Below are 26,753 nucleotides of genomic sequence, written 5' to 3' on the forward strand. Positions count from 1 at the left end.
GGTCCTTGTGCGGGGCCCTCACCGGTCGGCGGGGTTGTCCACTACGCAGTCGATGGTGATGAGGAGGCTCGACCCGCGGGTGCTCTCGGTGTGCGTGCCGACCTTGTCGATAGCATCCCACGTCGAGGGATCCAGTCGGGTCCGGGGGAGGCCGGTCGTCGTCACGACGATGGGCACGACGGCGCGGCGGAGCGGCACGGGCTGCGCGCCGGGCGGCCGTCCGCGCAGCGGTCCGAGCGCGAGCTGCACCGACACCTCGGGCACGCCGTTGCGCCGTTCGGTCGAGGTGAGGAGGAGCCACACCGCCGACAGCAGGCCGTCGCGCTGGCGACGGTCGAGGAGGCCGGCGAGGGCGCTCGGGTCGCTGAGGGTCACGTCCGGTCCGAGGAACTCCGACTCCGTGATGGCGTGGTGCAGCCACGTCTCGCGTCGGCCCTCGATGAGGTGCAGCCGCAGCTCCGTCGCGAGCGACGCGGCCGTCGAGGCGGCCAGCGGCGACAGCGGGAGCGGCTCCCGCGCGTTCGCTACGTCGTCGAGGAGCTGCTCCGCCGCGAGGTCGAGGCGCGCCAGCTCCTCCGACGCCATCATCCCGACGGCGTAGCGCGGCGCGGAGACGGTGCTCTGCACGAGGACGCGGTCGAGCTCCATCTCGGTCAGGCGGCGGAAGCCGCGCACGACCGTCACGCCGAACGCCGCGGGCGCGACGGCGCGGGCGATGGCGGAGATCTCGGGGGCTATGTCGGCGGGCAGCACCGGGTCGGAGAAGAGGAACACGAGAAGCAGCACGGCGCCCAGGGCCGCATCCACGGCGAGTAGCTCGCGCGCCGGCCGGTAGGTGACCGTGGTGAGCAGCGCCGCGCCCGCGGCGATGGCGGCGGTCGCGTGCTGCATGACGTCGCCCAGGGGCCAGACCGCCATGAGGTCGAGCGTCACGACGATGGCCAGGCCGCAGACGAAGACGGCCATGAGCCAGCCGGGCATCCGGTCGCGGAGGGCGGGGATGACCACGACCGCGACGACGAGCAGGGCGACCAGGAGCACCCAGGCGGTCGCCGTGAGTCCCGGTGCGGGGATGCTCCGGTATTCGAGTGCGAAGCGGACGAGGCCGTAGCCCATGGCGAGGGCGCAGACCACCGCGGATCCCGCTCCCAGGTAGCCGAGGCCGATCGACGTCGGCTGCGCCGGCGTCCTGTCGGGGCGGCGCCTCCGTCGGCCGGTGCGCGGACCGCCGTCGGCACGGGCGCTCACTTCGGGACCTCGAGGACCACGGTCGTGCCCGATCCGGGGGACGAGAACAAGCGTGCGTTCCCGCCCACGTCCAGGAGGCGTGCGACGACCGATTCCTTGAAGCCGAGCTTCGCCGGGTCGACATGCGCGAGGTCGAAGCCGACGCCGGCGTCGGTGACCATGGCGCGCACGGTGGTGTCGTCGTCGGTGATGGTGACGTGCGCCTCGGTGACGCCCGCGTGCCGACGCACGTTCTCCAGGCACTCCGCGAGCGAGAGGAGGAAGGCGTCGAGGATGTCGCTCGGCAGCAGGACCTGACCGGTGCCGTGCCAGCTCACCTCGAGCCCCATCCGGCCGAAGCGCTGCTTCACCGACTCCAGCGTGTTGCCGAGCACGGACTGCTCCACCGGCTCGAGGGTGTACCCGCCCGACGCCTGCGGGGTGGGGTTCGCGCCGAGGCGGAGCTGGCGGAGGAGGCGCGCGTCGTCGGCCGCCTGCTGGCGCATGGCCTGCGGCGTGACGCCGACCCCGGAGTGCGCGAGGAGGGTGAGCGTCGCCAGCACGGTGTCGTGCAGGAGCCGCGCACCCTGGCGCCGTTGGGCCTCCAGCTCGCTCGCCATGCGCTCGGCGCGATGGGCGCGCCCGATGTCGGTGATCCGGCGGCCGACCTGGCGCACGGCCACGTTCAGCCAGTAGCCGAGGATCATGGCGAGCAGCCAGCCGAACACGTGGACGAGCACGACGTAGGGGAACGCGGCGGTGGCCCAGGACGCGCCGACGGCGACCACGCTGGTCAGCACGAATGCGGCTGCGGCGACACGCATCCGGTGAGGTCGGATCGTCTCCAGGAGCGCGATCGACCCGATGGAGCCCGCGGAGATGTGGGTGAGCGCAGTGAGCGATGACGCGGAGCGCCCGCCGAGCTGGGCGACGACCATGGCGGCGATGCCGGCGCCGACGATGACGACCATCCACCTCACGCTGCCGTCGGTGCCGACCCGCCACTGGGCGACCGCGACGAGCGCGAGCAACGCGACGCTGCCGGCCGCGGCGGGTGCGGGGATCTCTCCCGCCAGCAGGATGCACACGGTGGCGACCGCGGTGTAGATGAGGCCGTACACGCGTGCGGTCCGCTGCAGCAGGCGCTCGCGTTCGCGCTTCATGCGATCCATCGGGTCCCCGCTCGGAGTGCGCCGACGCCGGTGGCGTGCGCTCGGTGTGCCTCCGATCCTAAGCGCGTCCGTCACGCGCATCTCACGCCGACGTGACGGCGCGGGGCGATTGTCCACATGCCGTAGCATCGCGCACCGCCCGGGCGGGTCGGCGGCGGATGGATCCGTCCCCTACTCCGGCGCGATCCAGCCGTGGCGGATCGCGTGGCGCCGGAGCAGCAGCTTGGTCCCGAGGTCCGTCCCCGCGTGCAGGTACTTGCGGCGCCCCCGCTTGATGTACGACTTGACGGTCTCCTCCGTCGTGCTCATCGCCTCGGCGACATCGCGGATCGACCGCCCGCCCGCGTAGAGCACCAGCGCGCGCTGCTCCTGCTGGCCGAGCCGCGGGTCCTCCTCGGCGTGGAAGTCCTGCATCGCCTGCTGGACGAGCGCGCTCTGCCGGGGCGTGCCGTCGGCGGCGGCGTGGATGCTGGCGATCAGCTCCTCCGACGACTCGGCCTTGGGCACGACGGCGGACGCTCCCGCGCGCATGGCGCCGTGGATGGTCGAGGGGTCGGCGTGCGTGCTCAGGAGCACGGACGTGAGGCCGGCGCCCGTGAGCGTGCGGATCTTCTGCGCGACCGGCACCTCGTCGCGGAGGGCGAGGTCGAGGACGACGACGTCGAAGGCATCCGGGAAGCGGTCGTCGCGCACGAGCCCGTTCCAGGTCGGGGAGGTCGCGACCACCTCGACGCCCGTGCGGGGACGGGAGAGTCGGGCGCTCAGGCCGTCGAGCAGGAGGACGTGGTCGTCGACCAGCGCCACGCGGACCCGTTGGCCGTGGCCCGTCGCGTTCAGCGGACGTCGGCTCATCGGTGCTCCCCTCGTACGCCGGTGCCCGGAGGGGGCGGCGTGCTCCCAGGGGAAGCATAGGAACGCATGATGTCGCGGGCGATGCCGCGCACGGAACTCACCCCCGGACTGGGGCGCTCCTACGCGGGGGTGTCGAGCAGGCGCGCGAGCTCGCGGCCCACGGCCTCGTTCTCGATGAGGAAGCCGTCGTGGCCGTAGTCGGAGGAGATCACCACGACCTCGCCGCCGTCGACGGACCCGGGCACATGCCGGGCGACGAGTCGCTGGTCCGGGACGGGGAACAGCCGGTCGCTGTCGATGCCGACCACGAGCGTCGCCGCCCGCACCCTCCCGAGCGCGGCCTCGACGCCGCCGCGGTCACGGCCCACGTCGTGCGAGCTCATCGCGTCGATCAGGCGGATGTAGCTGGTCGCGTCGAAGCGCCGGGTGAACTTGTTCCCGTGGAAGTCGAGGTACGACTCCACGGCGTACCTGCCCTCGTCGCCCATGGGGCTGATGCCGCTCTGCCACGAGCGGGCGAACCTCTGGTTGAGCTCGTCCGGGCTGCGGTAGTTCAGGAGCGCCATGCGGCGCGCGAGCGCGAGGCCGCGGTGCGGGCCGTCGCCGTCTGCCGCGTCGAAGTAGTCGCCGTCACGGTAGGCGGGATCCATGCGGATCGCCTCGGCCTGCACGGAGTTGAGCGCGATCTGGTCGGCGCTGGCGATGGCCGGGGCGGCGAGGATCGCGAGCCGGCGCATCCGGTCGGGGAGCCCCACGCCCCACTCGAGCGCCTGCATGCCGCCCATGGACCCGCCGACGACCGCCGCCCACACGTCGATCCCGAGCGCGTCCGCGAGGGCGGCCTGCACGGCGACCTGGTCGCGGATGGTGATGAAGGGGAACCTCGCTCCCCATTCGGCGGCGTCGGGCGCCAGGGAGGCGGGGCCGGTCGTGCCCTGGCAGCCGCCCAGCATGTTGGGGGCGACGACGAACCAGCGGTCGGTGTCGATCGCGAGGCCGGGACCCACGATGCCCGACCACCACCCGCCCGTCGGCTGCCCGGGACCCGCGGGTCCGCGGAGGTGGCTGTCACCTGTGAGGGCGTGCAGCACCAGCACGGCGTTGCCGCCGTCGGGGTCGCGCTCGCCGAAGGTCTCGTAGGCCACGCGCACCGACGGGATCCGCCCGCCCGCCTCCAGGTCGATGCCCCCCACCTGCGCGAACAGCCGGTCGGCGACGGGGTCGCCCTCGCGCCACGCGCCCGACGCGGGCGGTCGTCCGATCAGGGAGCGGATCTGCGCGTCCGTCACCAGGCTCGACGGGACGGTGTCCTCGGGTGTCTGCCAGTCCATCCCGGTCAGTGAAGCACCCGCGGCGGACGCGCGCCCGAGTGTTACGCCCCGCTCGGCCGGGTGCCCGCGAGCGCAGGGGCGGCGGCGCCGTCCTTGACGGCCCTCGCGGCCCGGAGCCCGGCCGCGAGGTCCTCGATGATGTCGTCGATGCTCTCGAGGCCGACCGACAGGCGCACGAGCCCGGGGGTGACGCCCGCCGTCAGCTGCTGCTCGGGCGTGAGCTGCGCGTGCGTGGTCGACGCCGGGTGGATCACGAGGCTCCGCACGTCGCCGATGTTCGCCAGGTGGCTGAACAGCGTCAGCGACTCGACGAGCGCGCGCCCCGCGTCCACCCCGCCCTTCAGCTCGAAGGAGAGGACGGCGCCGACGCCGCGCGGCGCGTACCGGTTCGCCGCCGCGTACCAGGGGCTCGACGGGAGGCCCGCGTAGTAGACGTTCGCGATGTCCTCGTGCGCGTCGAGCCACTCGGCCACCGCCTGGGCGTTCTGCACGTGCCGCTCGATCCGGAGGCTCAGCGTCTCGATGCCCTGGATGAGCTGCCAGGCGCTCGCAGGGGCGATGGACGCCCCGAGGTCGCGGAGCAGCTGCACGCGCGCCTTGGTGATGTAGGCGAGGCCGTCACCCGCGGCCTCGGCGTAGGTGACGCCGTGGTACGACGGGTCGGGGGTCGTGAGCCCCGGGAAGCGCTCCGCGTGCTCGGACCACGGGAACCGGCCGCCGTCCACCACCAGGCCGCCGATGACCGTGCCGTGCCCGCCGAGGAACTTGGTGGCCGAGTGGACGACGATGTCCGCGCCGTGCTCGAACGGCCGGATGAGGTACGGCGTGGCGATGGTGCTGTCCACGATCAGCGGCACGCCCGCCTCATGCGCCACGTCGGCGACGGCGCGGATGTCGAGGATGTTGATGCGCGGGTTGCCGATGGTCTCCGCGAAGAGAAGCTTGGTGTTCGGCTGCACGGCGCGGGCCCACGCCTCGGGGTCGTCCTGGTCCTCGACGAACGTCGTCTGGATCCCGAGCTTCGCGAGCGTGTACTTGAAGAGGTTGTACGTGCCGCCGTAGATCGACGAGCTCGAGACGATGTGGTCGCCCGCCTGCGCGATGTTGAGCACCGCGAAGGTGGAGGCCGACTGCCCGGAGGCGACCAGCAGCGCCCCGGTCCCGCCCTCGAGGGCCGCGATGCGCTCCTCGACGACGGCCTGCGTCGGGTTCATGATGCGCGTGTAGATGTTGCCGGGCTGCGCCAGCGCGAAGAGGTCCTGCGCGTGCTGGGCGTCGTCGAACACGTAGGACGTGGTCTGGTAGATGGGCGTCGCGCGTGCGTGCGTGACCGGATCCGGTGCCGCCCCCGCGTGGATCTGCTGCGTCTCGAAGCGCCAGCCCGCTGCCCGGTCCTCGTCGTGGTCGCTCATCGTCGTGCCTTCCCTCGTGCGTCGGTGCCGCCCGTGCGGGCGCTCCCCGACTGTAGGAATCGCCGGGGTGACCGGTCAACGCCGCCCCGTCTCGCGGCGTAACCCGCGGCCGCCCGCGTTCCCTACGCTGGGGTCATGTCCACAGCCAAGAGGGTCGTCGTCACGGGTGCGAGCTCGGGGATCGGCGCCGCCACCGTCCGCCTGTTCCGGAGCCGGGGGTGGGACGTCGTCGGCGTCGCCCGCCGCGAGGACCGCCTGCGGGCGCTCGCCGAGGAGACCGGCGCGACCTACGCCGTCGCCGACCTCACGGTGCAGGCCGACGTCGACGCGCTCCGCGACCACCTGCGCGAGACCGGCCACGTGCACGCCCTCGTGAACAACGCCGGGGGAGCCGTGGGCACCGACTCCGTCGAGGGCGGTTCGTCCGAGGACTGGGCCTGGATGTACGAGATCAACGTGCTCGCCGTGCGGCGCGTGACGAGCGCGCTCCTCCCGCTGCTCCGCGCCGGCGTCCCCGAGGGAGGCAGCGCCGACATCGTGACCGTGAGCTCCATCGCCGCGCACGTGCCCTACGAGGGCGGCGGCGGCTACAACGCCGCGAAGGCCGCCGCGCACGCGATGCTCGGCGTGCTCCGCCTGGAGCTCGCGGGGGAGCCGATCCGCGTGATCGAGATCGCGCCCGGCCAGGTGCGCACGGAGGAGTTCTCGCTCGTGCGCTTCGGCGGCGACCGGGCGAAGGCGGACGCGGTCTACGACGGCGTCCCCGGACCGCTGACCGCCGAGGACGTGGCCGAGGCGATCGTGCACGCGGTGGAGCTGCCGCCGCACGTGAACGTGGACCTGCTCACCCTCAAGCCCGTCGCGCAGGCCGCGCCGCACAAGCTGGTGCGCACGCCGCTCGCGGTCCGCGAGGAGCTCACCGACCGGAGCTGAGCCGCGCGGCCCCGCTCGGGTCCGGCGGGAGGCTCTCAGGCGACGGGCACCGACGCCACGGCCGTCACGGCAGGGAGGGGACCGGTGAGGAACCCCTGCACCACGGGCCCGTGCAGCGCGACGACGGTCTCGCGCGACATGGTGGCGATGGGCTCCATCCGCCAGATGTATCGGGTGATGGCGATGCCGCCGAGGGCGGCGCCGACGAGCGAGTTGCGGATGCCGGCCTCCTCGGCGGGGGTGTCCTCCGGCAGCGCGCCCATCCAGTGCTGCGGTGCCGCCTCGGCGAACCGCCTGAAGGCGGCGCTGTCGTGGTCGGACGAGACGGTGACCCAGCGCATGATGGTGGATCCGACCGGGTGCTCCCACGTGTGCAGCGCCGCGGAGACGAGGGCCGCGCCGCGCTCCTCGATGGGCAGCTCCCGCAGCCGGAGGTACGGGGCGATGAGGTCCTCCGAGGGGCGCAGCGCCTCCTCGAGCAGGGCCTCGAGCGAGCCGAAGTAGTAGCGGACGAGGCTCGGGTCGACGCCGGCCGCCGCGGCGATGCGGCGGGCGCTGACGCGGTCGGCGCCGGATTCGATGAAGAGCATGCGGGCCGCGTCGATGATGCTGGCCCGGGCGTCGCCGGAGGTGCGGGGGCCGCGGCGACGGGGGCCGGTGTCCTCCCCGCCGTGGTCGGGTGCATCGAGCTCGTTCGCCAGTACGGACATGGGGCGTCCCTCTCGTGTCATGAGCGACCACCGTAACCGCGGGCCGTCGGCCGGATGCCCCGGATGGGGGAATTGTGAACAACCCGTCGGCCGCCATGTAGTTTCGTCGAGGCATGTCCGTGCCGTCCCGTGCTGCAGAAAGCCTCCGCGTGCCCCTGGTCCTCCCCCTCCCGTTCGAGATCGTCTCGCTGACGGTCCTCGTCCTCGTCCTCGTCGCCGACCTGCTGATCGTCTACCGGCGCCCGCACGTCCCGTCGACCAAGGAGTCGGCCCTCTGGGTCGCGTTCTACGTGGGGCTCGCGCTGGTGTTCGCGGTCATCATGCTGTTCGTGGCGGGCGGCGAGCACGCCGGCCAGTTCCTCGCGGGCTGGCTGACGGAGTACAGCCTCAGCATCGACAACCTGTTCGTGTTCGTGATCATCATGAGCCGGTTCAGCGTGCCCAGGAAGTACCAGCAGGAGGTGCTCATGGTGGGCATCATCATCGCGCTGGTGCTGCGCGGGATCTTCATCCTCCTGGGCGCCGAGCTCATCGAGAGCTACAGCTGGATCTTCTACATCTTCGGCGCGTTCCTGCTCTACACGGCCGTGAAGCAGGCGGTGGGCGACGAGGACGAGGAGAGCGAGGACTCGCTCTTCATCAGGTTCCTCCGCCGGCGCCTCAAGATCGCCCCGGACTTCGACGGCGCGAAGGTGCGCACCGTGATCGACGGCCGCAAGGTGCTGACGCCCATGGTGATCGTCTTCGTGTCGATCGGCACCACCGACCTGATCTTCGCCCTCGACTCGATCCCGGCCATCTTCGGCATCACCGAGTCGCCGTTCATCGTCTTCACCGCCAACATCTTCGCCCTGATGGGCCTCCGCCAGCTCTACTTCCTGCTCGGCGGCCTGCTCGACCGGCTCGTCTACCTCAAGTACGGGATCGCGTTCATCCTCTTCTTCATCGGCGTGAAGCTCGTGCTGCACGCGATGCACGAGAACACGCTGCCGTTCGTCAACGGCGGCGAGGGCATCGAGTGGGCGCCCGAGATCCCGACCATCGTGAGCCTCGTCGTGATCCTCGCGTCGATGGTGGTCGCGACCGTGGCCAGCCTCATCAAGATGCGGGCCGACGGCGTCCCCGTCACCGGGTCGGCCGACGGGTCCGCTCCGGTCGAGCGCGGCGCCGACGACCGGGACGCCCGGTGACCGAGGCGCGCACCATCGCGCTCGGCGGGCGCAGGATCCACGTCACGTGGTCCGCCCGCACCGACGTCGGCAGCGTGCGCGCCGTGAACGAGGACGGGCTCCTCGCCGACCCGCCCGTCTGGCTGGTGGCCGACGGGATGGGCGGGCACGCGTTCGGCGACCGCGCGAGCGCCACCCTCGTGGAGACCTTCGGCGGCCTGTCCGGCGACGCCCCGGTCACGCGCGACCTCATCGTCGAGGCGGTCGACGCGTCCAACGACGCGATCGGCGACCTCATCACGGGCGACGACCCGCCCGGCACGGTGGCCGGCACCACGCTCGCGGGCGTCGCGCTCGTGCGCTCGGACGTCGGCGACCCGCTCTGGATGGTCTTCAACGTCGGCGACTCGCGCGTCTACGCCTGGACGGACGGCCGCCTCGAGCAGGTGACCATCGACCACTCGGCAGTGCAGGAGCTCGTCGACCAGGGCCGCATGACGCGCGCTGAGGCGGAGCGCAGCCCGGTGCGGAACCTCATCACGCGCGCCGTCGGATCCCACGACGAGGTCGCGGCCGACGAGTGGCTGCTGCCGGTCGTGGACCACCAGGTGTTCCTCATCTGCTCCGACGGGCTGACCAAGGAACTCGACGACCAGGCCATCTCCGGCGTGCTGCAGCTCGCGCACGCGGACGGCGGGGGCGTCGACCGGGCGGCGGACGCGCTCGTCGCGCAGGCGCTCGCGTCCGGCGGCCGCGACAACGTGACCGTGGTGGTGATCGAGGCCCACGCCGAGGACGAGCCGCGGGGCGACGGGTCCGCGGGCGCGCCCACCGCCTGAGGAATAGCCGCGGGCACCCGGCGTTAGACTCCCATGATGCGCGTGGGGTCCCTCGCGCCACTGCCATGAGGAGAGCCGTGCAGCCTGCGAAGACACTGGCCGAGAAGGTGTGGGCCGACCATCTGGTCGCCGAGGGGGCGGACGGTACGCCCGACCTCCTCTACATCGACCTCCACCTCGTCCACGAGGTCACCAGCCCGCAGGCGTTCGACGGACTCCGGCTCGCCGGCCGCCCCGTGCGCCGCCCGGACCTCACGATCGCGACCGAGGACCACAACACGCCGACCGTCGGCATCGACCAGCCCATCGCCGACCTCACGAGCCGCACGCAGATCCACACCCTCCGCAAGAACGCCGAGGAGTTCGGGATCCGGCTGCACTCCCTCGGCGACATCGAGCAGGGCATCGTGCACGTCGTCGGCCCGCAGCTCGGCCTCACCATGCCGGGCATCACCGTCGTCTGCGGCGACTCCCACACCTCCACGCACGGGGCGTTCGGCGCCATGGCCTTCGGCATCGGAACGAGCGAGGTCGAGCACGTCATGGCCACGCAGACCCTGCCGCTCCAGCCGTTCAAGACCATGGCGGTCACGGTCGAGGGGACGCTGCGTCCGGGCGTCACGGCCAAGGACATCATCCTCGCGGTCATCGCGCAGATCGGGACGGGCGGCGGGCAGGGCTACGTGCTCGAGTACCGCGGCAGCGCGATCCGCTCGCTCTCCATGGAGGGCCGGATGACGATCTGCAACATGTCGATCGAGGCGGGCGCGCGCGCGGGCATGGTCGCCCCCGACCAGACCACCTACGACTACCTGCGGGGCCGCCCGCACGCGCCGACCGGCGCCGACTGGGACGAGGCCGTCGCCTACTGGGAGACGCTCGCCAGCGACGACGCCGCCGTGTTCGACGCCGAGGTCTTCCTCGACGCCGACACGCTGGAGCCCTTCGTCACCTGGGGCACCAACCCCGGCCAGGGCGTCTCGCTCAGCGAGCCCGTGCCGGATCCCGCCGCCGTCGCCGACCCGAACGAGCGCGCCGCCGCCGAGCGCGCGCTCGCCTACATGGACCTCGCCCCCGGCACGCCCATGAAGGAGATCGCGGTCGACACCGTGTTCATCGGGTCCTGCACCAACAGCCGCGTCGAGGACCTGCGCGCCGCCGCCGAGATCGTGCGCGGCCGCACCAAGGCCGAGGGCGTCCGCGTGATGGTCGTCCCCGGCAGCGCGCGCGTGCGGCTCGAGGCGGAGGCCGAGGGGATCGACAAGGTCTTCACCGACTTCGGCGCCGAGTGGCGCTTCGCCGGCTGCTCCATGTGCCTCGGCATGAACCCCGACCAGCTCGCACCGGGGGAGCGCTGCGCATCGACCAGCAACCGCAACTTCGAGGGCCGCCAGGGCAAGGGCGGGCGCACGCACCTCGTGTCGCCCCTCGTGGCCGCGGCGACCGCGATCCGCGGCACGCTCTCGAGCCCGTGGGACCTGCAGGAGGACGGCGTCGTCGACGCGGAGTCCATCCGCCAGGCCGCGTCCGTCGGACAGGGGGCCTGAGCATGGAGCCCATCACCCGCGTCACCGGCACCGGCGTGCCGCTCAAGCGGTCGAACGTCGACACCGACCAGATCGTCCCCTCGCAGTTCCTCAAGCGCGTCACCAAGACCGGCTTCGAGGACGCCCTCTTCTTCCAGTGGCGCAAGGACCCCGCGTTCTTCGTCAACCAGCCGGTCTACGAGGGCGCCACCGTCCTCGTCGCCGGTCCGGACTTCGGCACGGGCTCGTCCCGCGAGCACGCCGTGTGGGCGCTGCGCGACTACGGCTTCCGGGCCGTGCTCAGCCCGAGGTTCGGCGACATCTTCCGGGGCAACTCGGGGAAGCAGGGCCTCCTCACGGGGATCGTGACGGAGGACGACGTCGAGAGGCTGTGGGCCGCGATGGACGCGGAGCCCGGACTCGACCTCACCGTCGACCTCGTCGAGCGGATCGCCACGGCACCCGGCCTGACGGTCCCGTTCGAGATCGACGAATACACTCGGTGGCGGCTCCTCGAGGGGCTCGACGACATCGCCCTCACCCTCCGGGACGAGGACGCCATCACCACCTTCGAACACCGACGGGCCTCATGGCGCCCGCGCACCTTGCCGGCCCGGCCGGCAGCTCTGGAGAACTGAATGAACTCACTAGTCAGCGACGCCAAGAAGGCGGGAGAGCGAGTGGGTCTCCTGTCCGACTCCATCGTCATCAACGGCGGCATCCCGCTGCGCGGCCGCATCGAGGTCCGCGGGGCCAAGAACCTGGCCACCAAGGCCATGGTCGCCTCGCTCCTCGGCGAGAGCCCCAGCCTCCTGCGCTCGGTGCCCGACATCAGCGACGTCCGCGTCGTCTCGGGCCTCCTCGAGGTGCACGGCGTGACGCTCCGCAAGGGCGAGCAGGAGGGCGACCTCATCCTCGACCCGAAGGACGTCGAGAGCGCCCACATGGCGGACATCGACGCTCACGCCGGCAGCTCGCGGATCCCGATCCTCTTCTGCGGGCCGCTGCTGCACCGCCTCGGCGAGGCGTTCATCCCCGACCTCGGCGGCTGCCGCATCGGCGACCGCCCCATCGACTTCCACCTCGACGCCCTCCGCGCCTTCGGCGCCGTGGTCGAGAAGCTCCCGAGCGGGATCCGCCTCACGGCGCCGAACGGCCTGAAGGGCGCCAACGTCGAGCTGCCCTACCCGAGCGTCGGCGCCACCGAGCAGGTGCTGCTCACCGGCGTCCGCGCGAAGGGCATCACCGAGCTCAAGAACGCGGCCATCGAGCCCGAGATCATGGACCTCATCGCGATCCTGCAGAAGATGGGCGCGATCATCTCCGTCGAGCCGAACCGCGTGATCCTCATCGAGGGCGTCGACCGCCTCGAGGGCTACACGCACCGCGCGCTCTTCGACCGCAACGAGGCGGCGAGCTGGGCATCCGCCGCGCTCGCGACCGGCGGCGACATCTTCGTCGGCGGCGTGCGCCAGGCCGAGATGATGACCTTCCTCAACGTGTTCCGGAAGGTCGGCGGCGCGTTCGACATCGAGGAGGACGGCATCCGGTTCTACCACCCGGGCGGCGACCTCAAGCCCGTGGTCATCGAGACCGACGTGCACCCCGGCTTCATGACGGACTGGCAGCAGCCGCTCGTCGTGGCGCTCACGCAGGCGCCCGGTGTCTCGATCATCCACGAGACCGTGTACGAGAACCGCTTCGGCTTCACGGACGCGCTCAACGAGATGGGCGCCGACATCGTCGTCCACAAGGAGGGCCTCGAGGGCCACGAGCGCCGCGTGGCGCGACGCGACTTCGAGCAGGCCGCGGTCATCACCGGGCCGACGCACCTGCACGGCGCGGACATCACCGTGCCCGACCTGCGCGGCGGGTTCAGCCACCTCATCGCCGCGCTCACGGCCGAGGGCCGGTCCACGGTCAGCAACGTGGGGATCATCTCGCGCGGCTACGAGGACTTCATCGGGAAGCTGCGCCAGCTCGGCGCGGACTTCTCCTACGAGGGATAGCCTCACCGGCGGTGCCCGCGCCGCCCACGCCGACCGGGCGCGTCCACGACGGACGCGCCCGGCCCTCCGTCGGGCGGCTCCCGGCGGGCGACCGACGACGACCGCGACCCGACCGGAGGATGCATGGCGAACGAGAAGGCCCGACCGTCGATCTTCTGGGTGCTGGCCGCCCTCGTGCTGCCGGTGCTGAACGCGGCCGTGCGGTTCGAGATCCGGCACCCCGAGCGGCTGCCGAGGACCGGCTCCTACGTGCTCGCGCCGAACCACCACAGCGAGATCGACCCCGTCGTGATGGGGGCCGTGGCGTGGAAGCTCGGGCGCCTGCCCCGCTTCCTCGCGAAGGCGTCGCTCTTCGACGTGCCGGTGGTCGGCTGGTTCCTCCGCCGCTCCGGGCAGATCCCCGTGCAGCGCGACGGGGGCGTCCGCGGCGGGAAGGCGATCGAGGCCGCGTCTGACCTCGCGCGCGACGGCCGCATCGTCGTCGTCTACCCCGAGGGGACGCTCACGCGCGACCCCGACCTCTGGCCCATGCGCGGCAAGACCGGCGCCGTGCGCCTCGCCCTGCAGGCCGGGATCCCCGTGATCCCCGCCGCGCACTGGGGCACGCAGCAGCTCATGGGCCGCTACTCGAAGCGCGTGCGGCTCTTCCCGCGGACGACGATCCACGTGGCCGTCGGCGAGCCCGTCGACCTCGACCGCTTCCGCGACCGGAGCCTCGACTCCGCGACCCTCACCGAGGCGACCGCCGTCGTCATGGCCGCCATCACGGAGCTCGTGGAGGAGCTGCGCGGCGAGACCGCCCCGACCGAGCGGTGGGATCCCCGCTCGAAGAACCAGAAGGAGACCGGCCGATTTGAGTGACGCGACCGCGAGCCCGACCCCCGCATCCGCCGCATCGACGCCCGACCCGGAGGACGGCGGGGAGCGGCGCCGCATCGTCGTCCTCGGCGCCGGCAGCTGGGGCACCACGTTCGCCAAGGTCATGGCCGACGGCGGCAGCGACGTCGTCATGTGGGCCCGCCGGCCCGAGCTCGCCCGGGAGATCACCGAGGCCAAGCGCAACAGCGACTACCTGCCCGGGATCAACCTGCCGCGGCGGCTCACGGCCGATCCGTCGCTCGAGCGCGTGCTCGCCGGCGCGACCGACGTCTTCGTCTCGGTGCCCAGCCAGACCCTCCGCGCGAACCTCGAGGCGGCGCGCGACCTCATCCCCTCGGATGCCGTGGTCGTCAGCCTCATGAAGGGGGTCGAGAAGGGCACGGGCCTCCGGATGAGCGAGGTGATCGCCGAGGTGCTGGGGATCGGGCCGGGGCGGATCGCCGTGGCGTCGGGGCCGAACCTCGCGCTCGAGATCGCCCGGGAGCAGCCGACCGCCGTCGTGGTGTCGTCGGCCGAGCAGGCCACCGCCGAGCGGGTCGCGAAGATCGCCCGCAGCTCCTACTTCCGCTCGTTCGTGAACACCGACGTGATCGGCACCGAGTTCGGCGGGGTGCTCAAGAACCTCATCGCTGTCGCCGTGGGCATCGTCGACGGCGTCGGCTACGGCGAGAACACGAAGGCCTCGATCATCACGCGCGGCCTCGCCGAGATGACGGCCTTCTCCGTCGCCTACGGCGCCCGCGCCGAGACGCTCGCGGGGCTCGCGGGCCTCGGGGACCTCATCGCCACGTGCGAGTCGTCGCTGTCCCGCAACAACACCGCCGGCCGCCTGCTCGGCCAGGGCTACAGCTTCACCGACGTCGTGAAGAGCATGCAGCAGACGGCCGAGGGGCTGTCCTCGGTCGCGCCCGTCCTCGAGCTCGCCCGCCAGCGCGGCGTGCTGATGCCGATCGTCGAGCAGGTGTCGCAGGTGCTGGCGGGCACGCTGTCGCCGCGCGACATCGCACCGCACCTGACCACCGACGACGACACGCCCCAGGGGGAGTGAGCATGACCGCACGGATCCGGGTGGTGCTCCTCTTCGGCGGCACCTCCAGCGAGCACTCCATCAGCTGCGCGACCGCGAGCGGCGTGCTGGGCGCCATCGACCGGGAGAGGTTCGAGGTGATCCCCGTGGGCATCACGCCTGGCGGGGCCTTCACCCTCCAGGAGGACGACGCCTCGGCGCTCGCGCTCGACGCCGACGCCCTGCCGCGCGTGGCCGACAACGGCACGCGCGTGCGCTGGCCCGACGGCACGGCCGGCCGCGAGCTCACGGTGCGCGACGCGGACGGCGCCGAGCGCTCGCTCGGCCGGGTCGACGTCGTCTTCCCGATCCTGCACGGCACGCAGGGCGAGGACGGGACCGTGCAGGGCATGCTCGAGCTCGCCGGCCTGCCGTACGTCGGATCCGGCGTGCTCGCCTCCGCGCTCGGCATGGACAAGCACTACGCGAAGACCGTGCTGCAGGCGGCGGGCATCGAGGTCGCGCCGTGGATCACGGTGTCGCGCCACGAGTGGGCCGCGGATCCCGAGGGCGTCCGCGAGCGGGCCGCCGCGCTCGGGCTGCCGGCTTTCGTGAAGCCGGCCCGCGCCGGGTCCAGCGTCGGCGTGAGCCGCGTGGCCGCGGACGCCGGGCTCGACGCCGCGCTCGAGGTCGCCTTCCGCGAGGACGACCGCGTGCTCGTCGAGTCGGGCCTCGTCGGCCGCGAGGTCGAGTGCGCGATCCTCGACGAGGGTCCGGGCCGCGAGCCCAGCGCATCGGTCGCGGGCGAGATCGTGGTGTCCGGCCGCGACTTCTACGACTTCGACGCGAAGTACCTCGGCGCCGACGGCATCGACCTCGTGTGCCCCGCCGACGTCACCGACGACGAGCTCGCCGAGCTGCGCGAGCTGTCGGTCCGCGCCTTCCGGGCCGTCGACGCGCGCGGGCTGGCGCGCGTGGACTTCTTCCTCACGGCGGAGGGCTTCGTGCTCAACGAGATCAACACCATGCCGGGCTTCACGCCCATCTCGATGTTCCCCGCGTGCTGGGAGGCCTCGGGCCTCGCGTACCCGGACCTCATCTCGCGCCTGCTCGACGTGGCGCTGGCATGGGAGGCGGATGGCGCCCGCGCCTGACGCCTGTCGCGCCGAGGCGATGAGCCTAGGCTCGTGCGCATGCTCGTAGGACGATCCGTCGCCCGGCCCCGTGTCCATCCCGACGCCCGACCCGGCGGGCCCACGCGGATCGGGGACCGCGCCCGGGGCGGCCTGACGGCGATCCGCCCGGCGGCGTCAGCTCGGCCCACCGTCTCCGTCGTCATCCCGGTGCGCGACGACGCGGGACACCTGCGGGCGTGCCTGCAGGCCCTCGCGGGGCAGACGGTCGCGCCCGACGAGATCGTGGTGGTCGACAACGCGTCGCGCGACGACAGCGCAGACGTGGCGCGCGAGGCGGGCGCTCGCGTCGTCCACGAGCCCGTGGTGGGGATCCCCGCGGCCGCGTCCGCCGGCTACGACGCCGCGCGGCACGAGGTCATCGCCCGGCTCGACGCGGACTGCGTGCCGCCCGCCGACTGGATCGAGCGGCTCGGCGACGTGCTCGCCGCACGTCCGGACGTCGCGGCCGTCACCGGCGCGGCGCGCTTCCTCGACGGACCCCGCGCGCTCCGCGGAGTCGCGGCGGTCGCCTACCTCGGCGCCTACTTCGTGTCCGTCACGCTCGCACTCGGGCACCCGCCGCTGTTCGGATCCAACTTCGCGCTCCGCCGGGACGCCTGGCTCGCGGTGCGCGACGACGTGCACCGCGAGGGGACGCACCTGCACGACGACATCGACCTGTCCGTGCACCTCGGCCCCGAGCACCGCATCGTGTTCGACCCGCACCTCGGGATGGGGATCAGCATGCGGCCGCTCACCCGGCCGTCGACCCTGCCGCTGCGGATGAGCCGCGGCATGGAGTCCCTGACGGTGCACTGGCCGCACGAGCTGCCGTGGCTGCGCTGGTGGCGGACGGGCCGGCGGGTGATCCGCGAGCGCGGCGCGCGTCGTGCGGTGGCGCCAGGGCGGGCGCGGTCCACGGGCGCGGGATCCGTGCCCTCGGGATCGCTCCCGGTCAGCTCCCCGGAGGCGGCGCGTCCCCGAGGTCCTGCGCGCTGACGCACTTGGCGGTCTGCGGGATGACCGAGACCACGCCGCTGAGGTCGGTGAGCGCGGTGTAGCTGGCCTGCGTCGAGTCGATGACGACCTCGACGGCTGGCGTGCGGCCGTAGGTCGTGTAGCGGATGTCGGGCGCGCGCGAGTCGTCCTCGACCCAGTCGACGTCGTCGTAGCTGATGCACGCGTCCGTGGTGGGGCCGGGCGTCGCGACGCCGCAGCGGAGGATCACGGTGCTCTGAGGATCGCCCCACGCGCCCGTGCCCTGCGCGTCGGTCTCGCGGAGGGGCGCGGTGCCGAGCGTCGCGGGGAGGTGGACGACCACGTCGGCGCACAGCGGATCGGTCGCTGCGGGGGCCGCCTCGAGCGAGACCGTTGGGGCGCAGCCGGCGACGGCGAGGGCGATGCCGCACGCGGCGGCCGCGGCGGCGACGGGGCGCAGCAGGGCGCGGGCGGGGCGGCGGGGAGTCATCGCGATCAGGCTACCGTGGCAGTCGTGACGACTCCTGGGACGCCCTCGACCGCGGATCCGACCGGCGGGGACGCCGACGACACGGCCACCCTCGGGAGCGCGGGGGAGCTCGCGACGCTGGCGCGGATCCTCCCGCACCTGCCCGCATCGGACGACGCCGACGTCGGCCCCGGCGACGACTGCGCGGTCGTGCGGGCGCCCGACGGCCGGTTCGTGATCACGACGGACATGATGATCGAGGGCCCCGACTTCCGCCTGGCGTGGTCGAGCACCCACGACCTCGGACGCCGGGCCGCGACCTCGAACCTGGCGGATGTGGCCGCCATGGGCGCCCGGCCGACCGCGCTCCTCGTCGCCATCGCGGCCCCCGCGGCGACGCGCGTCGCCGACCTCGAGGCCCTGGCAGACGGCCTGCGGGAGGGCTGCCTCCTCCAGGCGCCCGGCTGCGGCGTCGTGGGCGGCGACCTCTCCGTCTCGGACGCGCTGGTGATCACGGTCACGGCCACGGGCGACCTCGAGGGGCGCGAGCCCGTGCTGCGCTCGGGCGCGCGACCCGGCGACGTGATCGCGGTGGCCGGCACGCTCGGCATGGCCGCGGCCGGCGTCCGCCTCCTCTTCGACCACGCCAGGAGCGCCGACGCGGACGGCTCCCTCGCCCCCGATCCCGCGCTCGCCCGTGCGCTGCGGGCATCTCATCCGGACGCCGTCGAGGCCCAGCTTGCGCCCGTCGCGCCGCTGACCGCGGGGGTCGAGGCGGCGCGTGCCGGGGCGACCGCCATGCTCGACGTGTCCGACGGCCTCCTCCTCGACCTCGGCCGCATGGCGCGCGCGAGCGGCGTGGGCATCGACCTCGGATCCGCCGCACTCGCCGACGACGGGCGTCGGGTGGCCGCCGCGCATCCGTCCCTGCCGCCGCTGGCGCTCGACCTCGTGCTCACCGGGGGTGAGGACCACGCGCTCGTGGCGGCGTTCCCCGCCGGCGCGGCGCTGCCGCGTCCGTTCCGCGCGATCGGCCGGGTCGTCGCCGCCGGTGCCGCGGGCCCGGCCGTGACCGTGGACGGCGCACCGTACGCCGGGCCGCGCACGACGCTCGGCGGCTGGGATCCGTACGCCGACTGGGACGGGGCGCGCTAGGGCGCGGGTCGCTCCGCGTCGTCGGGCTCGGCGTCGTCGTCGGCTGACACGGCGACCGCCCACCACACGACCGTGTCGCCGTACGCCTTCCTGCGATCGAGCTCCAGCCCCGCGGGCCACGCCGGCTCGGCGGAGCGCGCGCTGCGCTCGACCATGACCACGGCCCCGTCGACGAGCCGCGGGACGAGCGCGGCCAGCTCCTCCGCGAGCTCGGCGTCGCCGACCTCGTACGGGGGATCCAGGAACGCGACGTCGTAGGAGCCGCGGTCGCCCGCGAGGAAGGCGCGCACGCTCTGGGCGGCCACCCGGATCCGCAGCTCGCCACCCCGCGGTGCCGCGCGCTCGACGATGCCCGCGTTCGACCGGCAGACCGCCGCCGCCGGCACGGCGCGCTCCACCAGGACGACCTCGCGCGCGCCGCGGCTGGCGGCCTCGAGGCCGAGGGCGCCGGATCCGGCGTACAGGTCGAGGACGCGCGCGCCGTCGAGCGCGTCGCGCGCCTCCAGCCCCGAGAACAGGGCCTCGCGCACGCGGTCGCTCGTGGGGCGCGTCCCGGTCCTCGGCACGCGGAGGACGAGGGAGCCGGCGAACCCGGCGACGATGCGGGTCACGACGGTCGCCCGGCGGGACGCGGGACGGCGGCGTTCGGAGCGGGGTGCACGGGCGACCACGCTACCCGGCCTGTCCGCCCCCGGAGGCGGGCCGGACGCTCCCGGATCCCTCACGTATGCTGCCAACACGCCCACGACGCTGGAGGACCTCCGTGACGAGTCCCGAGTCCGAGTCCGTTCCCCTGCACGCCGGATCGAGCCCGCACCCCGCCCGCATCCGCGCCGCCGCGCGCCAGGCCGACCACGCGCCCGCGATGCCGCTGGAGGAGGTGCGCCGGCTCGCCGAGCTGATCCTCGGCAACATCGACTCGGTCATGTCCGGCAAGCACGACGCCACCCGCATGGCGCTCACCGTGTTCCTCTCCGGCGGCCACCTCCTGATCGAGGACGTGCCCGGCGTCGGCAAGACCATGCTGGCCAAGGCGCTGGCGCGCAGCGTCGACTGCACCGTCAACCGGATCCAGTTCACGCCCGACCTGCTGCCCTCGGACGTCACGGGCGTCTCCGTCTACAGCCAGGCCGACCACCGCTTCGAGTTCCAGCCGGGCGCAGTGTTCGCGAACATCGTCATCGGCGACGAGATCAACCGGGCGAGCCCCAAGACGCAGTCGGCGCTCCTGGAGTGCATGGAGGAGGGGCAGGTCACGGTCGACGGCGTCACGCATCCGCTGCAGCAGCCCTTCACCGTCGTCGCGACGCAGAACCCGGTCGAGATGGAGGGCACCTACGCGCTCCCCGAGGCGCAGCGCGACCGCTTCATGGCCCGCATCTCGATGGGCTACCCCGACGCGTCCGCCGAGCTCGCCATGCTCCGCTCGCGGGACACCGTGAGCCCGCTCGACGAGCTGCGGCCCGTGGTGGACGCGGAGGACCTCGACGCGATGATGCACGCGGCCCGCGGCGTCTACGTGTCCGACCCGGTGTCGCGCTACACCGTCGCGATCGTGCAGGCCACGCGCGGCCACGAGGACATCCGCCTCGGTGCGAGCCCCCGCGCGACGCTCCAGCTGATCCGCGCCGCCAAGACCCGGGCGGCGCTCGACGGACGCGACTTCGTGCTGCCCGACGACATCGACGCCCTCGCCGCGCCCGTGCTCGCGCACCGGCTCGTCGCGACCGGCCGGGCGCTAGGCCAGCGCGGCCGCGGGCAGGCGGCGGTCATCGAGATCCTCGAGCGCATCGTCGCGTCGACCGCCGTGCCGCTGAGCGCCGCGGGACGGACGCGCTGACCCCGTGCCGCCCCTCGCGCGCCTGATGCGCCGGATCGGCATCGAGGCCGTCCCGCACCCGACCCTCCGCGGCATCGCCCTGCTCGCGGCCGGGGTCGCCGCGTTCGCGGGCGCCTTCATCGCGGGACGGCGCGAGTTCGTCTTCATCGGCGTCGCCCTCCTCGCGCTCCCGCTGCTCGCCGCCGCCTGGCTCGTGATCGCGCGGGTCCGGCTGCACGTCGAGCGCGCCTTCACCTCGGAGGTCGTCGAGTCGGGCATGGCGACGACCGTCACCGTGTCCGTCGCGAACGCGGGGACCATGCCCACGCCGCGCTCGTGGGTGCTCGACCTCGTGCCCGGATCCGACGGCGCCACGCCGCCCGCCGAGCTGCCGTCGATGCGGGGCCTCGCGCGCGGCTCACGCCGCTCGTCGGCGCGGCCCGTCCTCCGCTACGACCTCACGCCGGAGCGCCGGGGGGTCCACGAGGTGGGCCCGCTCGCCGTCGAGGAGCACGACCCGTTCCGCCTGATGGGGCTGCGGCACGTCGCGGGCGGCACCTCCCGCCTCGTCGTGACGCCCCGCCTGACGGACCTCGAGGCCGATCCCGGCGGGCAGGTGTCGTCCGAGGGCGAGTCCGAGCGCGTGCAGCGCCGCACCGACGGCGGCGAGGACGACCTCGGCACGCGCGAGTACCGGGCGGGGGATCCGCTCCGCCGCGTGCACTGGCGCGCCACCGCCCGGCACGGCGAGCTCATGGTGCGGCAGGAGGAGCAGCGCTCGAGCCCGCGCTCGCTGGTGCTCCTCGACACGCGCGCGGCAGGCTTCCCGCAGCACGCCGACGACGACGGGGAGAGCGACCGGGCGTTCGAGCGCGCGGTCGCGTTCTCGGCGTCGGTGGGCGTGCACCTGCAGCGCGGGGGATACGCGGTGCACCTGATCGAGACGGCCGCGGGATCCGACCGGCAGGCCCCCGTCTCCGCCCGTCCCGGCGACGCCGCCGCGGAGGGCGACCTGCTCCTCCACCTCGCGGGCGTGCGCCCCGCCGCGTCCGACCCCGAGCGCGACGGCGTGCAGGAGGCCCTGGCCGACCTGCGCCGCAGCCGCCGCGCCGTCCCGATCCACGCCGTCCTCGGCCACCTCGACGAGGACGAGGCGCGCCGCCTCGCGGGCTTCGGCGCCGCGTGCCGGCCCGCGGTCGCGTTCCTCGCGCACACGGGTCGCGTCGACGGCCGCGACGACGCCGAGGCCGTGCGGATCCTCCGCGAGTCCGGCTGGCGCACCGTCGTCCTCGACGAGGGCACCCGACCCGCCGACGCCTGGAGCGCGGCCCGCGCCGAGGAGATGGCGCGATGACCGACCTCGACTCCGTGGGTCTCGGCGGGCGCGAGCGCTGGAGCGTCGAGCCGCGCCCGTTGCCGGGCGAGCGCTCGGGCGGACCCGGCGGCCGCGGCCGCGGGGACGGAACCGGCCCTCGCGGCCGCGGTCCCCGCGCCGGCCGCGCCGCCGCACGCTGGCCGCTCACCGCCGCGCTGGGCGTCGCCCTCCTCGCGGGAGCCGCCAGCCTGCACCTGCTCGTGGAGCCGGGCGCCTGGTTCCTGCTCTGCGTCGTGGTCGTCGCCGCCGTGCTCGGGACCGCGGCCCTGCTCCGCTCCGTCGGCGTGCCGCGCCTGCTCGCGTCCGCGGGCGGCCTCGTGCTCCTCGTGCTCCTCCTGACGCTCGTATTCGCGGCGCGCACCGCCGTCCTCGGCGTGATCCCCACCCCGGACACCGTGCGCACGCTCCTCGCCGTCGGCGATCAGGCGGGCGGGGAGATCTACCGGCGCTCGGCGCCCGTGCCGCCGCTCGCCTCCATCGTCTTCGTGATCGTGGCCGCGGTCGGAGCTCTCGCGGTCGTGCTCGACGTGCTCGCGCACGCGCTCCGCCTCCCGGCGGTCACCGGGCTCCCGCTCCTGGTGCTCGTCTCGGTCCCCGGGGCCGTCCTCGTGGGCGAGTTCTCGATCGCGTCCTTCGCCGTCACGGCGCTCGCCTGGTTCGCGGTGCTCGCCGCCGACGCGCGCGAGAGCGACCGGGAGGGCGGCTGGAGCGGATCAGGCCTCCTCGGGGGATCCCGGCCCGCGCCTCCGCCCGCTCCGCGCCGCGCTTCGCCCGGCCGGTCGGCGGGATCCGCGCGCACGACGCTCGCATCCGCGGGCGCGCTCGCGGGCGGTGCGGTCGTCCTCTCCCTCGTCGCGCCCGCGATCGTCCCGGGCCTCACCTCGGCGACCTTCCCCACGGCGTCCGGCTCCGGCCAGGGCGGCTCGCGCGTCGTCAACCCGATCCTCGACCTCGGCGACGACCTCCGCCGCCCCGTCGACGTGGAGGCGCTCCGCTACTCGACCTCGTCCCTCACGCCCCTCTACTTCAAGGTCACGACGCTCTCGCGCTTCGACGGCGACGAGTGGGCGCCGTCGCCGCTGCGCCCGCCGGACGGGAACACCGTCGACGAGATCGGGCCGGACCTCGGATCCGGATCGGACGTCCCCGCCGAGGAGGTCGAGGCCCGCGTGCAGGTCGAGGGCTCCTCGAGCGCCTGGTTGCCCGCGCCCTACGCGCCCCGCAGCGTCACCGGGCTCGACGGCTCGTGGCGCTGGTCGGAGCAGGGCCTCGCGATCCGATCGTCCGACTCCGACAGCCGCGACCAGAGCTACACCGTGACGAGCGAGCTGCCCCGACCCGAGCGCGCCCAGCTGGAGGCCGTGGCCCCCGCGACCGACGACGACCTCGAGCCGTACCTGCAGATCCCCGACGGCACCCCGGCCATCGTCGCCTCGACGACCGCCGACGTGCTCGCGGGCATCGACACGCCCTACGACCAGGCGCTCGCGCTCCAGGAGTTCTTCACGGGCGGGCAGTTCCGCTACTCGGAGGACGCGCCCGTCCAGCAGGGCTACGACGGCAGCGGCGTCGACGTCGTGGGGGAGTTCCTCCGCGTGCGCTCGGGCTACTGCGTGCACTTCGCGTCGGCCATGGCGATCATGGCGCGCGAGGCGGGCATCCCGTCGCGCGTGGCCGTCGGCTACCTGCCGGGCGACCAGGTCGGGCGCGACGGCGACCTCATCACCTACCGCGTCGGATCCCACGACCTGCACTCCTGGCCCGAGCTGTACTTCTCCGGCATCGGCTGGATCGCGTTCGAGCCGACGCCGGGCCGCGGCCAGGCCGCGCCCTACGCCCAGCCGTCGGCCGCGCCGACCGCCCCGCCCACGCCGTCCGCGACGCCTACCGCACCCACCGAGGCCACGCCGTCCGCGACGCCCGCGCCCACCGCGTCGGCCGCGCCCGGCACGAACGGCACCGCGGGCGTCCGGATCCCGTGGGCCGCCCTCGGCACGGTCGCCCTCGTGCTCCTGGTGCTCGCCCTCCTCGCGACCCCCGCCCTGCTGCGCCGGGCGCGCCGCTCCGGTCGGCTGCGCGCGCTCGAGGCGGGCGCCGCCGCCGCGGGCACGGCCTGGCGCGAAGTGGAGGACCAGGCGGTCGACCTCGGGCTCCGCGTGCCGGACACCGAGTCGCCGCGCGAGCTCGGCCGCCGCCTCCAGGGTGACGACCCGTCGCTCGCCGACCCGATCGCGCTCCTGGTCACCGCGCGCGAGCGGGAGCGCTTCGCCCGCGCCGACGCGCCGGTGGATGCCGAGTCGGGTGCCGCGCAGGCAAGCGCGCTCGTCGCGCTGGGAGACGCGCTGCGCGCCCGCGCGGGCCGCGTCGACCGGATCCTCGCGCTCGTCGCCCCGCGCTCGCTCGTCCGCCGCCGCCCGCGGGACGACGACGGGCCGGACGACGGGACCTCGGGCGCGCCACCGGCCTGACCGGTCGCCGGACCGCCCGCGTCGGACGCCCCTCGTACACTCGGGGGATGACCGGATCCGACGCCGCGCTCGCGGGCGTCGTGGGCGGCCGCACCGCGGGCGTGCTGCAGAAGGCGTTCGGCCTGCGCACGGTCGCCGACCTCCTCGAGCACCTGCCGCGCCGCTACGCCCGCCGCGGCGAGCTCACGGCCCTGGCCGAGCTGCCCGTCGACCAGCAGGCCACCATCGTCGCCGAGGTGCGCGAGGTCCGCGAGCGCCCCATGCGCGCGCGGCGCGGCAGCATCCTCGAGGTGCGGATCACCGACGGCCGCGGCTTCCTCACCCTCACCTTCTTCAACCAGGCGTGGCGCGCGAAGGACCTGGTGCCGGGCGTCCGCGGGATCTTCGCGGGCAAGGTCAGCGACTACCGCGGCGCGCTCCAGCTGGCCCACCCCGACTACGAGCTCTTCGACGCGCACGAGGGCCCGGAGCTCTCCGGCGGCGAGCCCGACGCGGCCGCGCGCCGCTGGGCCGAGATGCCCATCCCCATCTACCCGGCAACGGCCTCCATGGCGAGCTGGCAGGTCGCGAAGTCGGTGGAGCTCGCGCTCGACGCGGTCGACGACCTCGAGGATCCCGTACCCGCCGACGTGCGCGCCGAGCGCGGCCTGCTCCCGTACCGCGAGGCGCTCGAGGGCGTGCACCGTCCCGAGAAGGACGTCGACTGGCGGCGCGGCCGCGACACCCTGCGCTTCCAGGAGGCGTTCGTCCTCCAGACCGCGCTCCTGCAGCGACGGCAGGCGGCGCGTGCGCTGCCCGCCACGCCGCGGATCCTGACCCCCGGCGGCCACCTCGACCGGCTCGACGCGCAGCTGCCCTTCGAGCTCACGGGCGACCAGCGGCTCGTGGGCGAGGAGATCGCGACCGACATGGCGCGCACCTGGCCCATGAACCGGCTCGTGCAGGGCGAGGTCGGCTCCGGCAAGACGCTCGTCGCGCTCCGGGCGATGCTCGCGGTCGCGGACTCCGGCGGTCAGTCCGCGCTGCTCGCGCCCACCGAGGTGCTCGCGAGCCAGCACCTGCGCTCGCTCACGGCGTCGCTCGGGCCGGATCTCGCGGCCGAGCTGATGCCGACCCTGCTCACCGGCCAGCTCTCGACCGCCGAGCGCAAGCGCGCGCTGCTGCGCATCGTCAGCGGCCAGGCGCGCATCGTCGTCGGCACGCACGCGCTCCTCGGCGACCGCGTCGAGTTCCTCGACCTGGGTCTCGTCGTGGTCGACGAGCAGCACCGCTTCGGCGTCGACCAGCGCGAGGCGCTCCGGCGGAAGGGCGGCACGCCGCCGCACGTCCTCGTGCTCACGGCCACGCCCATCCCGCGCACGGTCGCGATGACGGTGTTCGGCGACCTCGACGTCTCGACCATCGCCGAGCTGCCGAGCGGGCGGCAGCCGATCGAGTCGTTCGTCGTCCCGCTGCACGAGCACCCGGGCTGGATCGAGCGGGTCTGGGAGCGCACGGCCGAGGAGATCCAGAAGGGGCGGCAGGCGTTCGTGGTCTGCCCGGCGATCGACCCGCAGGATCCCGACGCCGAGGACGAGGACGCCGCCGAGGGTGCAGACGACGCGCCGACCCGGCCCGCGCTCGCGACCGTCACCGAGGTCGACGCGCTGCTGGCCGCCCACCCCCGCCTCGGATCCGTCCGACGGGCCGTGCTGCACGGCCGCATGTCGGGGGAGGAGAAGGACCGCGTGATGCGCGCGTTCTCCGCGGGCGACATCGACCTCATCGTGGCCACGACCGTCATCGAGGTCGGCGTCGACGTCCCGAACGCCTCCACCATGGTGATCCTCGACGCCGACCGCTTCGGCGTCTCGCAGCTGCACCAGCTCCGCGGCCGCGTGGGCCGCGGCGGCGTGCCCGGCCTCTGTCTCATGGTCACGCACGCCGAGCCCGAGACGGTCGCCCGCGAGCGGGTGGACGCCGTGGCCGCGACCCTCGACGGATTCGAGCTCGCGCGCGTCGACCTCGAGCTCCGCCGCGAGGGCAACGTCCTCGGCACGAACCAGTCCGGCGGACGCTCGTCGCTCCGGCTGCTGCGGGTCGCGCAGGACGGCGACCTCATCGAGTCCGCCCGCGAGCACGCCCACGACGTGCTCGAGGCGTCGCCCGACCTCCAGGGCCACCCCGCGCTCGCCCGCGCGCTCGCCCGCCGGCTCGACGACGAGGAGCGCGCCTTCCTCGACAAGAACTAGGGGAGCGCCCGCCGTAGG

At 74.0% G+C, this 26,753-nt stretch carries 23 protein-coding genes; 15 read left to right on the forward strand and 8 right to left on the reverse strand.

From position 1 onward, the window contains the following. Positions 1–18: 18 nt before the first annotated feature. From NL142_RS07055 to NL142_RS07075, 5 genes are all read right to left on the reverse strand, one after another. Positions 19–1,248, reverse strand: a complete 1,230-nt coding sequence (locus NL142_RS07055; RefSeq protein WP_435081477.1) for a hypothetical protein — start codon at positions 1,246–1,248, stop codon at positions 19–21. Further along, positions 1,245–2,399 (reverse strand): sensor histidine kinase, encoded by a 1,155-nt coding sequence (locus tag NL142_RS07060; protein ID WP_435081478.1) that lies wholly within the window; start codon positions 2,397–2,399, stop codon positions 1,245–1,247. Before NL142_RS07060 ends, NL142_RS07055 begins: the two co-directional genes overlap by 4 nt. A 171-nt stretch (positions 2,400–2,570) precedes the next feature. Continuing rightward, a complete protein-coding gene (locus NL142_RS07065) occupies positions 2,571–3,251 on the reverse strand; it encodes a response regulator transcription factor (protein WP_194682784.1) in 681 nt (226 codons plus the stop codon). A 119-nt stretch (positions 3,252–3,370) separates the two neighbouring features. Beyond that, positions 3,371–4,582, reverse strand: a complete 1,212-nt coding sequence (gene metX / locus NL142_RS07070; RefSeq protein WP_435081479.1) for a homoserine O-acetyltransferase MetX — start codon at positions 4,580–4,582, stop codon at positions 3,371–3,373. A gap of 41 nt (positions 4,583–4,623) precedes the next feature. Next, complete coding sequence (locus NL142_RS07075) at positions 4,624–5,994, reverse strand: bifunctional o-acetylhomoserine/o-acetylserine sulfhydrylase (RefSeq protein ID WP_194682782.1); 1,371 nt, start codon at positions 5,992–5,994, stop codon at positions 4,624–4,626. Positions 5,995–6,129: 135 nt separating this feature from the next. On the opposite strand from NL142_RS07075, the gene NL142_RS07080 reads away from it, so the two are divergent. Beyond that, positions 6,130–6,927 carry an SDR family NAD(P)-dependent oxidoreductase gene (locus NL142_RS07080; RefSeq protein WP_435081480.1) on the forward strand — a complete coding sequence of 266 codons (798 nt, stop codon included), beginning with the start codon at positions 6,130–6,132 and terminating at the stop codon, positions 6,925–6,927. Between the two features lie 35 nt (positions 6,928–6,962). On the opposite strand, the gene NL142_RS07085 is transcribed toward NL142_RS07080, so the two are convergent. Continuing rightward, the gene (locus NL142_RS07085) at positions 6,963–7,637 is read right to left on the reverse strand and encodes a TetR/AcrR family transcriptional regulator (protein ID WP_435081481.1); all 675 of its coding nucleotides are present in this window, start codon (positions 7,635–7,637) and stop codon (positions 6,963–6,965) included. Between the two features lie 149 nt (positions 7,638–7,786). Here NL142_RS07085 and NL142_RS07090 point away from each other — a divergent pair, with 149 nt between their 5' ends. From NL142_RS07090 to NL142_RS07130, 9 genes are all read left to right on the forward strand, one after another. Beyond that, positions 7,787–8,827, forward strand: coding sequence for a TerC family protein (locus NL142_RS07090; protein ID WP_435081482.1), 1,041 nt, complete (start codon positions 7,787–7,789; stop codon positions 8,825–8,827). After that, the gene (locus NL142_RS07095) at positions 8,824–9,645 is read left to right on the forward strand and encodes a PP2C family protein-serine/threonine phosphatase (protein ID WP_435081483.1); all 822 of its coding nucleotides are present in this window, start codon (positions 8,824–8,826) and stop codon (positions 9,643–9,645) included. The genes NL142_RS07090 and NL142_RS07095 overlap by 4 nt, the downstream gene beginning before the upstream one ends. 65 nt (positions 9,646–9,710) lie before the next feature. Further along, a complete protein-coding gene (leuC, locus tag NL142_RS07100) occupies positions 9,711–11,192 on the forward strand; it encodes a 3-isopropylmalate dehydratase large subunit (protein ID WP_194682777.1) in 1,482 nt (493 codons plus the stop codon). A 2-nt stretch (positions 11,193–11,194) separates the two neighbouring features. Continuing rightward, the gene (gene leuD / locus NL142_RS07105) at positions 11,195–11,809 is read left to right on the forward strand and encodes a 3-isopropylmalate dehydratase small subunit (RefSeq protein ID WP_043587332.1); all 615 of its coding nucleotides are present in this window, start codon (positions 11,195–11,197) and stop codon (positions 11,807–11,809) included. Next, the gene (gene murA / locus NL142_RS07110) at positions 11,810–13,180 is read left to right on the forward strand and encodes a UDP-N-acetylglucosamine 1-carboxyvinyltransferase (protein ID WP_015490031.1); all 1,371 of its coding nucleotides are present in this window, start codon (positions 11,810–11,812) and stop codon (positions 13,178–13,180) included. 123 nt (positions 13,181–13,303) lie between these two features. Beyond that, entirely contained in the window at positions 13,304–14,041 is a 738-nt protein-coding gene (locus NL142_RS07115) for a lysophospholipid acyltransferase family protein (protein WP_194682775.1), read from the forward strand. After that, positions 14,034–15,107 carry an NAD(P)H-dependent glycerol-3-phosphate dehydrogenase gene (locus tag NL142_RS07120; RefSeq protein ID WP_435081484.1) on the forward strand — a complete coding sequence of 358 codons (1,074 nt, stop codon included), beginning with the start codon at positions 14,034–14,036 and terminating at the stop codon, positions 15,105–15,107. Before NL142_RS07115 ends, NL142_RS07120 begins: the two co-directional genes overlap by 8 nt. A gap of 2 nt (positions 15,108–15,109) precedes the next feature. Next, positions 15,110–16,219, forward strand: a complete 1,110-nt coding sequence (locus NL142_RS07125; protein ID WP_194682773.1) for a D-alanine--D-alanine ligase family protein — start codon at positions 15,110–15,112, stop codon at positions 16,217–16,219. 39 nt (positions 16,220–16,258) lie between these two features. Continuing rightward, positions 16,259–17,239 carry a glycosyltransferase family 2 protein gene (locus NL142_RS07130; RefSeq protein ID WP_435081485.1) on the forward strand — a complete coding sequence of 327 codons (981 nt, stop codon included), beginning with the start codon at positions 16,259–16,261 and terminating at the stop codon, positions 17,237–17,239. Here NL142_RS07130 and NL142_RS07135 read toward each other — a convergent pair. Continuing rightward, positions 17,196–17,708: a DUF3515 family protein gene (locus tag NL142_RS07135; RefSeq protein ID WP_194682772.1), complete on the reverse strand. Its 513-nt coding sequence runs from the start codon at positions 17,706–17,708 to the stop codon at positions 17,196–17,198. The genes NL142_RS07130 and NL142_RS07135 overlap by 44 nt on opposite strands. A gap of 24 nt (positions 17,709–17,732) precedes the next feature. Here NL142_RS07135 and NL142_RS07140 point away from each other — a divergent pair, with 24 nt between their 5' ends. After that, positions 17,733–18,842: a thiamine-phosphate kinase gene (locus NL142_RS07140; protein ID WP_435081486.1), complete on the forward strand. Its 1,110-nt coding sequence runs from the start codon at positions 17,733–17,735 to the stop codon at positions 18,840–18,842. Here NL142_RS07140 and rsmD read toward each other — a convergent pair. Next, entirely contained in the window at positions 18,839–19,453 is a 615-nt protein-coding gene (gene rsmD / locus NL142_RS07145) for a 16S rRNA (guanine(966)-N(2))-methyltransferase RsmD (protein ID WP_435081487.1), read from the reverse strand. The two genes, NL142_RS07140 and rsmD, sit on opposite strands and share 4 nt — an antisense overlap. 254 nt (positions 19,454–19,707) lie before the next feature. Here rsmD and NL142_RS07150 point away from each other — a divergent pair, with 254 nt between their 5' ends. From NL142_RS07150 to NL142_RS07165, 4 genes are read left to right on the forward strand one after another with little or no spacing between them, the layout of a single operon-like run. Beyond that, entirely contained in the window at positions 19,708–20,682 is a 975-nt protein-coding gene (locus tag NL142_RS07150; RefSeq protein ID WP_435081581.1) for an AAA family ATPase, read from the forward strand. A gap of 4 nt (positions 20,683–20,686) precedes the next feature. Then, positions 20,687–22,015 (forward strand): DUF58 domain-containing protein, encoded by a 1,329-nt coding sequence (locus NL142_RS07155; protein ID WP_435081488.1) that lies wholly within the window; start codon positions 20,687–20,689, stop codon positions 22,013–22,015. Beyond that, positions 22,012–24,504 carry a transglutaminase TgpA family protein gene (locus NL142_RS07160; RefSeq protein WP_435081489.1) on the forward strand — a complete coding sequence of 831 codons (2,493 nt, stop codon included), beginning with the start codon at positions 22,012–22,014 and terminating at the stop codon, positions 24,502–24,504. Before NL142_RS07155 ends, NL142_RS07160 begins: the two co-directional genes overlap by 4 nt. A 47-nt stretch (positions 24,505–24,551) precedes the next feature. Beyond that, positions 24,552–26,735, forward strand: coding sequence for an ATP-dependent DNA helicase RecG (locus NL142_RS07165; RefSeq protein ID WP_435081490.1), 2,184 nt, complete (start codon positions 24,552–24,554; stop codon positions 26,733–26,735). Positions 26,736–26,753: the final 18 nt, after the last annotated feature.

This window comes from Clavibacter quasicaliforniensis (genome assembly GCF_051201715.1).
Taxonomy (GTDB): Bacteria; Actinomycetota; Actinomycetes; order Actinomycetales; family Microbacteriaceae; genus Clavibacter; species Clavibacter seminis.